The sequence below is a fragment of the Streptomyces sp. NPDC058457 genome (assembly GCF_042720695.1).
Classification (GTDB): domain Bacteria; phylum Actinomycetota; class Actinomycetes; order Streptomycetales; family Streptomycetaceae; genus Streptomyces.
The window spans coordinates 59279-71628 of record NZ_JBHXLU010000039.1; the positions used below are offsets into that span (position 1 = coordinate 59279).

The window sequence follows — 12350 nt, forward strand, 5'->3', positions numbered from 1 at the left end:
CACTGCGAGCCGACAGGAAATGCGCATGCGATACGCCCCGCCCGGCCTCTGCGTGAACGACTTCGCCCTGCTCCGCGACGACGACGGCACCTACGCGGTGCTGCATCTGCAGGGCCCGTGGACGAGCGAGTTCGACCACCTGAGGATGGAGACCTCGTACGGCAGGGCCACCTCCACCGACCTGGTCGGCTGGCAGCCCGCGGGCACCGCCTTCGGCAACGGCCTGCCCGGCCGCTTCGACCAGCAGGCGGTGTGGACCATGCACCCCGTGCGTCACGACACCGGGTCCGGCTCCGGCTCGGGCTCGGGCTCGGGCTCGGGCTCCGGAATGGCGATGTTCTACACGGGTGTGAGCGGCCTCACGGACGGCGGCTGGCCGCTCCAGTCCGTCGGCCTCGCCCACTCCGATCGCACCGACGGCACCGGCTGGCGCCGCCACGGCACCGGTCCCGTGGTCGAGGCGGACGCCCGCTGGTACCGCACCGGCGAACGCATGGGCTGGCGCGACCCGTTCGTCGTACGCGACGACGAGTCGGACGGCTGGGTGATGGTCGTCTGCGCCGCCGACGCCTCGCTCCCCGTCGAGGTCAGCGGCTGTGTCGCCTGGGCCACCTCCGACGACCTGGAGAACTGGACCGTCCACCCGCCGCTCATCTCGCCCGGCGACGTGGACGAGTTGGAGTGCCCGGTCCTCGAACGCCTCGACGACGGCAGCTGGCTGCTGATCGGCTCGATCGGCTCGACGCGCGGCTTCGAGTCATGGACGGCACCGCGGCTGCGCGGCCCGTGGACCCGTCGCGGCCCGCTGGGCCCGACCGGCTCGTACGCCCCGCGCGTCATCGCCGCCCCTGACGGCTCCCGCGTCGTCCTGCACACCACCCCGCGCCGGGTGGACCTGACGGACTCGGGCGACCGGTGCCGCGGCATGCTGGCCCAGCCCAAGTCCCTTGCCGTGCCGGAGGGTTCGGCACCCCGCCTGGAGTGGTGGCCGGGCCTGGACGCCTGGCTCCTGGCGGAGACGGAGGAACCGACCCTGCACGCGGTCGGCGACATCGACGTCTGCGGACGCGTCGAGATCACCCTCCGCACCGGCGACGACGGCGGCCCCGCCCTCGTCGTCGGCTGCGACGGCAAGAACCTCTGGGTCACCGGCCCCGCCGGCGCACCCCTGGGCGAGACCGTCCTGACCGAGCCCGCGACCACGCTGCGCGTGCTCACCGTCGGCGAGTACGTCGAGGTCTACGCCGACGGCGTCTTCGTCCTCACGACCCTGAGCTACTCGGGCCGCCCCGCCCCCTGGACGGCCGCCACGGAAGGACAGACCCGCACCGTCCCCGTCCGCCCGGTCCGCCTGCCCGACCCGACCCGCGACGACGCCTCGGCGATATGGCCGGGACCGGCGACGCCGTGACGCCGGCCGGCGAGGTGTGCGGCGGCGCCGGGCGTCAGGAACGCGGCCGTCCCGGCGGTGTCCCGCGGCGGTGAGACGGCTCGTCCGTCACCGGGCGACCGTGAGCACGATCTTGCCCTGGATGTGCCCTCGGGCGGCGCGTTCGTGAGCCGCTCGCGCGTCCGCCAGCGGGAACGTGCTGTCGATCGCGACGCGTACCGTGCCGGCGTCCAGCAGGCGTCCCGCTTCGGCGAGTTGGACGCCATTCGAGCGGACCTGGGTGCCGGAGACCGTGACGCCCAGCTCGGCGGTCTCCGCGTCGTCGTACTCGCCGAAGAACACGGGGAACAGGGCGCCGCCGCGCTTGAGCGTGCGCAGGAAGCGGCTGCTCTCGCGGCCGCCGACGGCGTCGAGGACGAGGTCGACGTCGCGCACGAGTTCCTCGGGACGGCTCCTGGTGTAGTCGATGAACTCGTCGGCGCCGAGTTCGCGCAGGAACGGCTCGTGCGTGCCCGAGGCCACCGCGACGACCCGTGCACCCTTCCACTTCGCCAGCTGCAGGGCGAAGTGGCCCACGCCGCCCGCGGCACCGTTGACGAGCACCGTCGTACCGGTGCCGAGTGCCACCGGGCGGTGTCGCGCCGCCTGGAAGGGCGAGGGGTGGTCGTGGCCGAGCTCGATCAGGAACTGCCAGGCCGTCAGCAGGGCCATGGGCGCCCCGGCCGCGTGGACGTGGTCGATGCCGGCCGGCTTGCGTGCGAGGTCCGACGCCGGTGCGGCCACGTACTCGGCGTACGCCCGGCCGTCGAAGCCGGGGAAGCGGAGGAGGCCGAAGACCTCGTCGCCTACGGAGAAGTCCGCCACGTCCGCGGCGACGGCCGCCACGACGCCCGAGACATCCGTGCCGGGAATCACGGGCAGGTCGAACTTCGGCCTGACCTCCGGGGGTATGTTGCTCAGCCCGTCGCGCAGGTACCAGTCCGGAGGGTTCACGCCGACCGCGTGGACGCGGACCAGCACCTCACCCGGTCCCGGCTCGGGAACCGGCACCTCGTCGTGGCTCAGAACCTCGGGGCCGCCGTGCTCATGCAGCCGGACGGCCCTCATCGTGCGTGTCGGCATCGGTCTCTCCTCCCCCTGCCAGGGGATACGCTTATCGGATCAGTGGTCCATATACCCGGACCACTGATCCGAATATATGGACCACTGATCCGGATCGTCAAATGGACCACCGCTCCGGATAGCCGAGAGGGACAGATGCGGGCCGACGCCAGGAAGAACCGCGACCACCTGCTCGCCGTCGCGGGCACCGTCATCACCGAGCAGGGCGCCGAGGCATCGCTGCGCGACATCGCCCGCAGGGCCGACATGGGGCTCGCCACCCTGCTCCGCCACTTCCCGACCCGCGAGGCGCTGCTCGACGCCCTGCTGCGCACGAGCTTCGACGAGCTGACGAGGCAGGCGGCCGAGCTCGAAACGTCGAGCTCGGCGGAGGACGCCCTCGTCTCGTGGCTGCGCGACTGCGTGGCGGTCGCGCACGAGTACCGGGGCGCCACAGAGCTGATGGCAGCCGCCATCGAGGACCCGGAGTCCGCGCTCCATGCCTCGTGCGTCGCCATGCGCGCGGCCGGCACAGGGCTCCTCACCCGTGCCCAGGCCGCGGGCACGGCGCGCACCGACATCGACGGCGCCGATCTGTTCGCCCTGGTGGCGGCACTCGCGTGGCTCGGCGACCAGTCCTCGTTCGCGCCGCGCGCCGATCGCCTCTTCGACGTCGTCACGAGCGCGGTTCTGACAGGCTGACGTGGGTGCGGCCGGGCTCGGACGCGGAGGGGCCGGGCGCCGTTCGGCTCCGGGCACGTCTCGGCGTCCGGGTTCGCCCGCCTACGGGGACCGGGTTCGCCCGCCTACGGGGTCCGGGTTCTCCCGCGTGCGGGGTCCGGGATCAGTCGGCCTCGGTGGCCGTCACGTCGGCCGCGTTCACGTAGATGGTCCGGTTGTTGAACTGGGCCTGGTAGTACTTCGCCGCGCCCTTCACCACGGCGCCCGAGGTGAAGAAGTCGTCGGCGGGCGCGGCCGGCTGGTCCACGACGTAGGCCTGGCCGACCGGGATCCGGTAGCCGGGCGCGGTGAGCGCGACCTGCCTCGACGGCGACAGGCCGGCGGGGTACTCGGACGCCGCCGGGTACGCCTGGCCGTAGAGCGGCGCGGCGTCGGGGCCCACGGCCTGGATGACCGTCACACCCGTGGTCGGGACGGTGTTCCGCCCGCACGGGTTGTGGATCCAGCCCTCCTGGCCGTCGTACCAGATCGCGGTCCAGTCGCCCTCGCGGTCGGCCACCACGAACTGCTGACCGGCCTGGACCCGGTCGCTCCAGTCGCTGATCCCGTCCGTGCCCGCCGTCAGGCCGGGGTGCACGTCGGGGTCGAGGAGCAGCGGCGCGTCGGCGTCGGGTGCCTGGCGTACGAACAGCGAGTTCGACGACTGCGCGACCTCGCCGCAGGCCGTCGTCGCACCGGTCGGGTCGTCGGCCGGGCAGACCGTGTAGGACTGGGTGTTCCGCTCGAAGTCCGGAGCGATGGTCACCACCGAGCCGGCCTGGCCCACCCCGTGCCGGCCCGTGTCGGTGGGCGCGCCGAGCAGCTTCATGAAGCGGTTCCAGTCCCAGGCCGTGCCCGGGTCCCAGTGCTGCTTGGCGAGGTTCGAGTCGAGCGAGCCGGGAACGTTGTCATGGCCCAGGATGTGCTGCCGGTCCAGCGGTACGCCGTACTGCTGGGCGAGGTAGGCGACCAGCTCCGCGGTCTGCCGGTAGGTGGCGTCGGTGTACCACTGGGCGCCCTGCGCGGTGAAGCCCGCGTGCTCGATCGAGACCGAGTGCAGGTTGTAGTGGTAGTTGCCGACGGCGTACGCGATGTCCTCGACCGGCATCAGCTGCGTGGTACTGCCGTCCGTGTCCATCAGGTAGTGGGCGGACGCGGTCGCGCCGGTGGCCGACAGGGTCGCCAGCGCGGAGGCGAAGGTGCCCTCGGCGGTGTGCAGGACGATCCGGTCGATCTGGATGCCGTTCGCGGGCCTGTTGGACACCTGGCCGTTGCCGCCCGTGACGGCGACCGGCGCGTACGTGCAGTCCATGGAGGACGGGCACTCGGCTCCTGCGGTGGCGGCCGCGCTCTCCAGGTCGAGCTTGTCCAACTGGGACAGCTCGGGCTTGGCCGTCTCGTCCGCGGCCAGGCGCAGCGTTCCGTCGGCGGTCTTCTGCTCGGCACCCGACGCGATGGTCCCGAAGACGTCGTCGACGTACTCCGTGGCGGCCTTCTCGTCCGTGAGCCGGCTGTACCTGGCCACGGCCGCGGTCCAGTCGGACGGGTTCTCCGACAGGCTGCCGGTGAGGGTCTTCTGATAGGACGCCAGCAGAGCGGCCGTGCCCTCCAGGTTGGCGCCGCGGTCGGTCCTCAGCCGGGCCGCGGGTATGCCGGTCAGCTTCGACGCCGTCCGCAGGGTGTGCATGCCGGGCCGGTTCACCAGTGAGGACAGGTCCGAGCGGCCACCGGCGCCGGCCGCACCGTCGACGAGCATGCTCGTCGTCACGTCGGTGAGGTTGCCGAGGCCGTAACCGCCCTTGTCGCTGTAGCCCGGGTGGGACTGCCAGCCGGACTCCTCGCGGGTGACCCCCATGAGCACCGGCACGGGGACGTCGTACTCGGCTGCCGCGGCCGTGAAGTCGGCCTGGGCGCCGGATGGTCGGGGGGTTCCGGTTCCGGTCTGCGCCTGCGCTCCGGACGGCAGGAGCGCCAGCACTCCGGCCGCCACGGCGGTTCCCGCGACGGCCGGCACCAGCCGCCGCCCGGACTTCCGTCTCTGCAAGGTCATGCTGTTCCGTTCTTCGTCGACATCACCTTGAAAGGAGGACCGACGGAACGGGCATGCGGTTCCGTTCGAGGACGCCCGGTCGGAACATCGGCCGCTCTCAAGAGCGGTTCGGGGGCCGCGCGTCGGCTCGTCGTTGACAAGGTTGGCTAACAGCATTAGCTTTTAGCTAACAAAGTTAGCCACGCTGGAGGATGTCATGACCGAGTTCCTCGCCGTCGACGGCGGCACGATCGCTTACGAGGTGGCGGGGTCCGGCCCGCTGATCGTTCTCGCGCACGGCATGGGCGACAGCCGCGCCGCCTACCGTGCCGTGATCCCGCAGCTGGTGGCGGCAGGCCACCGGGTCGCCGCGGTCGATCTGCGCGGCTGCGGCGAGTCCGGTGCCGACTGGCCGTCCTGGAGCCGAACCGCCATCGCCGGCGACCTGCTCGCCCTGATCCGCCACCTGGGCGGCCCGGCCGTGCTCGTCGGCCACTCGATCTCCGGCGGCGCCGCCACCATCGCCGCGGCCCAGGAGCCCTCGCTGATCACCGCGGTAGTCGAGCTGGCGCCGTTCACCCGCAAGCAGTCGATCCGCCTCGGCGACCTGCGGGTCAGGCGCTTCCGGCGGGGCATGCTGCGGCTGCTCGGCGCGGGCGCGTTCGGCAGCGTGCCGCTCTGGCGTTCGTACCTCGACGTCGCCTACCCCGGCGTGAAGCCGGCCCACTGGGCCGAGCGGCTCGGCCGCATCGACGCCCTGCTGCGCGAGCCGGGCCGGATGAAGGCCCTGCAGGGCATGGGCCGCAGCGCCCCGACCGACGCGGGCGAGCGGCTCGGCGACGTCCGCTGCCCGGTGCTGGTCGTGATGGGCACGCTCGACCCCGACTGGGCCGACCCGCAGGCCGAGGGGTCGGCGGTCGTCGATGCCCTGCCGTCCGGCCTCGGCCGCCTTGAGATGATCGAGGGTGCCGGGCACTACCCGCACGACCAGTTCCCCGACCAGGTGGTTCCGCTCGTGCTCGGCTTCCTCCGAACGGACGCCGCTCGTGCCTAGGGCCGGCCTGGACCCGGCGGCCGTGGTCACGGCCGGTGCCGCCCTCGCCGACGAGGTGGGCTTCGCCAACCTGACCATGGGCCTGCTGGCCGAGCGGGTGGGCGTGCGAACCCCGTCCCTGTACAAGCACGTGGGCAGCCTGGAGGATCTCAACCGGCGCATCGCGGCCCTGGCGTTGAACGAGGCCGCCGACGCCGTGGGCGGGGCGATCCAGGGGCACGCGGGCCGCGACGCCCTGGCGGCCGCGGCGCGCGCCTTCCGCGCCTTCGTCCTGGCGCACCCCGGCCGGAACGCCGCGACGATCGGCGTGGAACCGTCGGGACCGGACGATCCGCTGGCCACCGGTGGGCAGCGGCTGCTCGGTGCGTTCCTGGCGGTCCTGCGCGGCTACCGGATCCCGGAGTCCGACGTGGACCACGCGCTGCGCATGCTCCGCAGCCTCTGCCACGGCTTCGCGACGTTGCAGGCGGACAACGGCTTCCAGTGGAGCGCCGACATCGACGAGAGCTTCGAGTGGCTGATCGCCTTCGCCGACCGGGGCCTGCGCGCCAGGTGAGAGCTGCCGCCGCGGGCCGGACCCACCGGTGGCTGCGGTGGGCCCGGGCGTGCTCGGCGAGCGGGCGGTCCGCGGGTTCAGCCCACGGTGAAGGAGTAGTCGTACGTGGCCAGTTGGACGCCGGAGCGGGTCGTCGCGTAGACATGCAGGCCGTACCAGCCGTCCGAGGGCGGGGTCCAGTCGATGCTCGCGCCGCCGTCGGCTCCCGCGGCGACCGTGACCTCCGGTTCCGTGTCGAAGGAGTACGTGTAGCTCACGACGCCCCTCACCTTCGGCGTGAACGTGAAGGTGCCCGGGACGCCCGCACCGCCGCCGGAACCGTTCTCGGGGTAGGCCTCGGAGGCGACGGTGGGAGTCGTGTCGTAGTCGATGTCCCAGAATGCCGGATCACTGAGCCAGCCGTTCGCGCTCCTGCTGGTCACGTCGAGATGCTCGCCGGTGATGCCGTCGATCGTGAGTTCTGTCGTCGCCGTCCCGTCGGCCGCCGCCGCGACGTCGAAGGTCCTGTCGCCGTCCGGGCCGCCGAAGGTGTGCACGGAGTAACTGACGACCGGGCTCCTCGCCTGGAGCGCGGCGTCGGGCCGGAGCGTGAACGTGGTCGTGTCGCCGAACTCGGGCGACGGGTCGGCCGGGGTGACGGTGGGTGCCGTGTTGCTGACGAGGAACCTGTAACTGGTTGTCTCCGACGGGCTGAAGGCCCGGTCGAGGCTGCGCACCGACAGGGTCCCGCCGCCGCTGTACGGCGGAACCAGGTCGAGCGTGGCCGAACCGCCGGGAGCATCGGCGCGCACGAAGTGTGCCGAATCCGCATACAGGTCGCGGGGCTGCGGGATGCCGTGGTCGCCGATGTCCGCGAGGACGATGGCCGGGACGGGCTGTGTCCAGGAGTACTGGAACCCAGTGACATCGTCGTCGCCGTTGGCGTTCAACGTGAACCTGACCGGATCGCCGCCCCGGTTCCACTGGTTCGGCGGGTAGTTCGGCGAGGTGATGGTGGGCGTGCTCGCCGGGCGGGTGTCGTCGATCGTGATGTAACAGGGAACGGACCAGTCCGAGGCCGCGTCCCCGGCCACCGTCTGCGCCCGCCACGCATAGGTCTGCCCGTCGGCGAGCAGGTCGTCGGGCAGGAGGCTGCGGGACTCGAACCCGGGGATGGCGCGGTCATGGGTGACCGTCTCGGTATGCGACGGGTCGGCGACCGGCCAGACCTGGTACCGAACGCTGACCGGAGAGTTGTCGGTGGCGTCGGTGGTCCCGGGGATGCTCTCGACGACAACGTTGTTGCCGGCCCAGAGGTACGTGGGCCGGTCCGCGTCGGTCGAGCAGTTCCGGTTGCCGTTGAAGAGCTGGGTGGGTGTGGTGGGCGTTCCCCCGGCCGCGCTCGCGGGTGACACGGCGGCGGCCAGTGACAGGCCGAGGGTTCCCAGAATGGCGAGGACGGCACGCGCGGGCGCGCCGAAGGACATGGTCAAGTGGTCCCTCCCGTTTGGATGCCCGTATCCGGTGCCCGGATGCGCACTGGTGTACGGACAGCGAGGGGATCGTATGGGGGTGCCGTACGTAAATGCTGAAGAATTAAAGGGAGTTGAGCGAACCGCGCGAGCGCGCCCGGGTCACTGTCCGGAAGGGAGCCCGGCGGGCTTGGCCGCGCGGACGACGGCGGAGTGCATGCCGTCGGCGACCGGGTGCGTCGGGGTGATCCCGACGCCCCGGAACGACCTTGTATTGACGTTCTTCGATGCAACCTTGCGCCTTGGATCGAAGAACGTCAACATAGAGGCATGTCGAAACAGGAGCTTGAGGTGCTGGGCCAGGACACGGCCTGCTGCCCGGGGTCGACCGCCTCACCGCTGGACGAGGAACGGGCGGGCGAGCTGGCGAAGGTGTTCAAGGCCCTCGGGGATCCGGTCCGGCTGCGCCTGCTGTCGATGATCGCCTCGCGCGGGGACGGCGGCGAGATGTGCGTGTGCGAGCTGACCCCGGCCTTCGACCTGTCCCAGCCGACGATCTCCCACCACCTCAAGCTGCTGCGGCAGGCCGGACTCATCGACTGCGAGCGGCGCGGTACCTGGGTCTACTACTGGGTGCTGCCGAAGGCTCTCGACCGGCTTGCCGTGTTCCTCACGACGCCGACGGCCGCGACGACGCCGACGGCCTCAGCGACCCCGGCGACCCCGACGGCCGAGAAGGCGCGGGGGTGAGCGCGTCTCTGGGGCGTCGCGCCCTGGCCGAGGCCGTCGGTGCCGCCGCGCTGGTCGCGGTCGTGGTCGGATCGGGCATCCAGGCCACCGAACTGTCGCAGGACACCGGCGTCCGGCTGCTCGCCAACTCCCTGGCCACCGTCTTCGGCCTCGGCACCCTCGTCGTGCTGCTCGGCCCGGTCTCGGGCGCCCACTTCAACCCTGTCGTCACACTCGCGGCCTGGTGCACCGGCCGGCGCACCGGCGAGGGGCTCGGCGGGCGGGACGTCGCCGCGTATGTTCCCGCCCAGATCGCGGGAGCGATCGCGGGTGCCGTCCTGGCCGACGCCATGTTCGGCAAGCCGCTGGTCCACTGGTCGAGGCACGACCGCTCGGCCGGCCACCTGCTGCTGGGCGAGGTCGTGGCCACCGCCGGCCTCGTCCTCCTGGTCTTCGGCCTGGCCCGGGTCGGCCGTGACCGCTTCGCCCCGGTGGCCGTGGCGTCCTACATCGGCGCCGCGTACTGGTTCACGTCCTCGACGTCGTTCGCGAACCCGGCGGTCACCATCGGCCGTGCCTTCACGGACACCTTCGCCGGCATCGCGCCCGGCTCGGTCGCCCCGTTCATCGCCGCACAGGCCGGCGGCACGGTGCTCGGGCTGACGCTCGTGGCAGCGCTCTTCGGCCGCCCGGCCCCCGCCCAGCCCGTCACGCCGTCGGTTCACGGCGAACCCGGGCTCGCCGCCCCCACCCTCCCCTGACCCACCGCCCAGGAAGTCGCCACCATGTCCAGCACTCCCGCCGCCGACCGGCCCTCCGTCCTCTTCGTCTGCGTCCACAACGCGGGCCGCTCCCAGATGGCCGCCGCCTTCCTCACGCATCTCGCCGGAGACGCGGTGGAGGTCCGCTCGGCCGGCTCGGCCCCGGCGGACACGGTCAACCCCGCCGTCGTCGAGGCGATGGCCGAGGCGGGCATCGACGTCTCCGCCGAGACCCCCAAGATCCTGACCACGGAGGCCGTCCGGGCCTCGGACGTGGTGATCACGATGGGGTGCGGCGACACCTGCCCCGTCTTTCCCGGCAAGACCTACCTGGACTGGAAGTTGGACGACCCGGCCGGGCAGGGCGTCGACGCCGTACGCCCCATCCGCGACGAGATCGAGACCCGCATCCGCGGCCTGCTCACCGACCTGGGCGTGGCGGCCGGCGCCTGACGGGGGCCCCTGCCCTCGACGAGGACGCGTGTTACCGGACCCGGCACGTGGAACCGCGAAGGCGCCGTGCACACTCTGCGTGTTGTAGTCCCTGCGACACAAGGATGCGCCACACATGATCACGCTCACCAAGGAAGACGGCCCGGCGGACCTGGACGGAGTGACCCACCTGTCCATCGGGGTCTCGTGGGATCCCACCGCCGGCAGCAGCGGCGGAGTGATGGGCGTCCTCCGCCGCAAGTCCGGCACCGACCTCGACCTCATCGCCATCGCCATGCAGGGCGGGGAGCCGGTACGCCTCGCGGGCCTCGACTCCCTCGACCCGATGGGGAACGGCTCCCTGGTCCACAGCGGCGACAACCAGTCCGGGCGCGGGGACGGCGACGACGAGACGGTGACCGTCGAGTTCGCCCGGATCCCGTCCAACGTCACGTCGATCGTGTTCGTAGCCGCGGCCTACAAGAAGGGCAGCTCCTTCCAGAAGGCGCGCAACATCAGCTTCAAGGTCTACGACGCCACCGGGGGCAGCTCCCAGCAGGTCGCCGACATATGGCCGAGCCTGCTCACCCAGGACAACGGCTGCGCCGTGGCCAAGGCGGTGCGGGTCGGCGGAAGCTGGAAGCTGGAGGTGATCAACCTGACGGGAAAGATCAAGCAGGGGGACGAACACGCCCTGATGCGCTTCGCCGTCAGCAAGTGACACGTCCCGGAGGACCGACGGTGGTGACGTCGGATCCGGTCGGCGGCTCGGTGACCGGTGGCCGTGGCCGAGCCGCTGCGAGGCAGCCCCCCACCTGTCCTGCGGTGCCCGGCCATAGGGTTCGCCGTTCCGATCAGATCCGTTCCGATCAGATCCCGTCCGGGTCAGATCCGGTCCGTCAGGTCCTCCGCGAACACCTGTGACAGGGGCTGCGGTCCCACGTACTGCTGGCAGTTGCACTGGCCGGCCTCGTACCGCAGCGGATTCTTGTTCTCGTCCCAGGCCGTCGGCACCTCGACGCGCTCGTGGCACCGGCCCTGCTTGTCGTGCTTGGCGAGGTGGTGACCGCATCCGCAGACCGCCTCCGGCGGCTTGTTCGCGGCTTCGACAGCCAGCCGTTCCTCCTTCGCCGCCTCCAGCAACTGCACTTTCCGTTCATGCCGATTGCGCAGTGCGGTACGGACGTTGTCGGCGACCCAGGCGAAGCCACCCGTCCAGAAGATGATGAGAACCCACCAGAACCAGTCCATCAGCTGCCCCTCCCCCTGTGCTGCCAATTGCCAGCATAGGCGGCTCCCCCCGGGGGGCCCGCCCTTGCGGGGAGGCGGAGGGTTACTTGTTCTTGCCCTTGCCCTGCCCGCCGTTGGCGGAGTTCGCGGCCCCCTCGCCGGACTTGCCCGCGTCGGCCGGGTGGCTCGGCTTGGCCGTCTCCTCTGCCAGCTGCTCGGCACAGTAGGCGGCGACCTTGTCCGCACCGCCGGCTGCCGCGACCAGTCGCCGCCAGGCTGTCGCGTCGAGCGCCTTGCCACGTCCCTGGACCTGCGCGTAGGCACGGCAGTGGGCTTCGGTGTCCTGGGCGGTGGCAGGTCGGTCCGCCGTCCGGGGGCTGCCGGAGGACGGTGCCGAGGCCGCGCCGCCCGGCCGGTTCGGGGCGGTCACCGTGGGGTTCACCGCTCCCCGGCCATGGCCGGCACCCTCCGTGGAGGAGCCCGCGGAGCCGATGGCCGCGACCGCCACACCCCCCAGGGCGAGGCTGGCGAAGACCACGCCGAACGTCAGTTTCGCCGGGCGCCGGGCCCGCCGGTCCGCCGCCGGCCGCCAGTCGTCCCGGCGCCGGGTACGTGCGCGATGCGCGCCCTCGGCGCGGGCGGCCCGGAACGCGGCCACGGCCTGCTGCTCGCCCCGGGACCCGAGATCGGCCGCGCGGACCGCGGCGGCCAGTGCCGTTTCCAGCACGGCGTCCTCCACCGCGGCGTCGTCACCCGCGTCCCGGAGGCCGGACAGGGCGCCGCCGGGCTGCACACGTCGACGGCCCCGCACCCCGTCACCGCCCAGCCGTTCGCCCATGTCCGCTTCCGTTCCTGTCCGACCGCTTCGATTCGTCCGCTGTCCCGGTTCCGGCGCCT

Annotated in this window: 13 protein-coding genes; 8 read left to right on the forward strand and 5 right to left on the reverse strand. The window is 72.1% G+C overall.

Going from position 1 to position 12350, the window contains the following annotated elements:
- The first annotated feature begins 25 nt into the window (after positions 1–25).
- Positions 26–1411 carry a mucin-1 gene (locus ACFWPS_RS27855; RefSeq protein WP_383709251.1) on the forward strand — a complete coding sequence of 462 codons (1386 nt, stop codon included), beginning with the start codon at positions 26–28 and terminating at the stop codon, positions 1409–1411.
- Positions 1412–1498: 87 nt separating this feature from the next.
- Here ACFWPS_RS27855 and ACFWPS_RS27860 read toward each other — a convergent pair whose 3' ends face one another.
- The gene (locus ACFWPS_RS27860; protein ID WP_383709254.1) at positions 1499–2512 is read right to left on the reverse strand and encodes an NADP-dependent oxidoreductase; all 1014 of its coding nucleotides are present in this window, start codon (positions 2510–2512) and stop codon (positions 1499–1501) included.
- Between the two features lie 135 nt (positions 2513–2647).
- Here ACFWPS_RS27860 and ACFWPS_RS27865 point away from each other — a divergent pair, with 135 nt between their 5' ends.
- Positions 2648–3193 (forward strand): TetR/AcrR family transcriptional regulator, encoded by a 546-nt coding sequence (locus ACFWPS_RS27865; protein WP_383709256.1) that lies wholly within the window; start codon positions 2648–2650, stop codon positions 3191–3193.
- 142 nt (positions 3194–3335) lie between these two features.
- Here ACFWPS_RS27865 and ACFWPS_RS27870 read toward each other — a convergent pair whose 3' ends face one another.
- The gene (locus ACFWPS_RS27870; RefSeq protein ID WP_383709258.1) at positions 3336–5261 is read right to left on the reverse strand and encodes an N-acetylmuramoyl-L-alanine amidase; all 1926 of its coding nucleotides are present in this window, start codon (positions 5259–5261) and stop codon (positions 3336–3338) included.
- A 196-nt stretch (positions 5262–5457) separates the two neighbouring features.
- On the opposite strand from ACFWPS_RS27870, the gene ACFWPS_RS27875 reads away from it, so the two are divergent.
- Entirely contained in the window at positions 5458–6294 is an 837-nt protein-coding gene (locus ACFWPS_RS27875) for an alpha/beta fold hydrolase (RefSeq protein WP_383709260.1), read from the forward strand.
- Between the two features lie 22 nt (positions 6295–6316).
- Complete coding sequence (locus ACFWPS_RS27880; RefSeq protein WP_383709309.1) at positions 6317–6850, forward strand: TetR/AcrR family transcriptional regulator; 534 nt, start codon at positions 6317–6319, stop codon at positions 6848–6850.
- A 77-nt stretch (positions 6851–6927) separates the two neighbouring features.
- Here the strand turns inward: ACFWPS_RS27880 and ACFWPS_RS27885 are convergent, their stop codons facing one another.
- Positions 6928–8316: a hypothetical protein gene (locus tag ACFWPS_RS27885; RefSeq protein WP_383709312.1), complete on the reverse strand. Its 1389-nt coding sequence runs from the start codon at positions 8314–8316 to the stop codon at positions 6928–6930.
- Positions 8317–8631: 315 nt separating this feature from the next.
- Between ACFWPS_RS27885 and ACFWPS_RS27890 the strand changes: the two genes are divergently transcribed.
- The 4 genes from ACFWPS_RS27890 (at position 8632) to ACFWPS_RS27905 (ending at position 10944) form a co-directional block, all read left to right on the forward strand.
- Positions 8632–9051 (forward strand): ArsR/SmtB family transcription factor, encoded by a 420-nt coding sequence (locus ACFWPS_RS27890; protein WP_383709263.1) that lies wholly within the window; start codon positions 8632–8634, stop codon positions 9049–9051.
- Positions 9048–9791 carry an aquaporin gene (locus tag ACFWPS_RS27895; RefSeq protein WP_383709265.1) on the forward strand — a complete coding sequence of 248 codons (744 nt, stop codon included), beginning with the start codon at positions 9048–9050 and terminating at the stop codon, positions 9789–9791. Before ACFWPS_RS27890 ends, ACFWPS_RS27895 begins: the two co-directional genes overlap by 4 nt.
- Positions 9792–9815: 24 nt before the next feature.
- Positions 9816–10244, forward strand: a complete 429-nt coding sequence (locus tag ACFWPS_RS27900; protein WP_383709267.1) for an arsenate reductase ArsC — start codon at positions 9816–9818, stop codon at positions 10242–10244.
- A 115-nt stretch (positions 10245–10359) separates the two neighbouring features.
- Positions 10360–10944, forward strand: a complete 585-nt coding sequence (locus ACFWPS_RS27905) for a TerD family protein (protein WP_383709270.1) — start codon at positions 10360–10362, stop codon at positions 10942–10944.
- Positions 10945–11108: 164 nt separating this feature from the next.
- Here the strand turns inward: ACFWPS_RS27905 and ACFWPS_RS27910 are convergent, their stop codons facing one another.
- Positions 11109–11474, reverse strand: a complete 366-nt coding sequence (locus tag ACFWPS_RS27910) for a hypothetical protein (protein WP_383709273.1) — start codon at positions 11472–11474, stop codon at positions 11109–11111.
- An 82-nt stretch (positions 11475–11556) separates the two neighbouring features.
- Positions 11557–12291: a hypothetical protein gene (locus ACFWPS_RS27915; RefSeq protein WP_383709276.1), complete on the reverse strand. Its 735-nt coding sequence runs from the start codon at positions 12289–12291 to the stop codon at positions 11557–11559.
- Between the last annotated feature and the right edge of the window lie 59 nt (positions 12292–12350).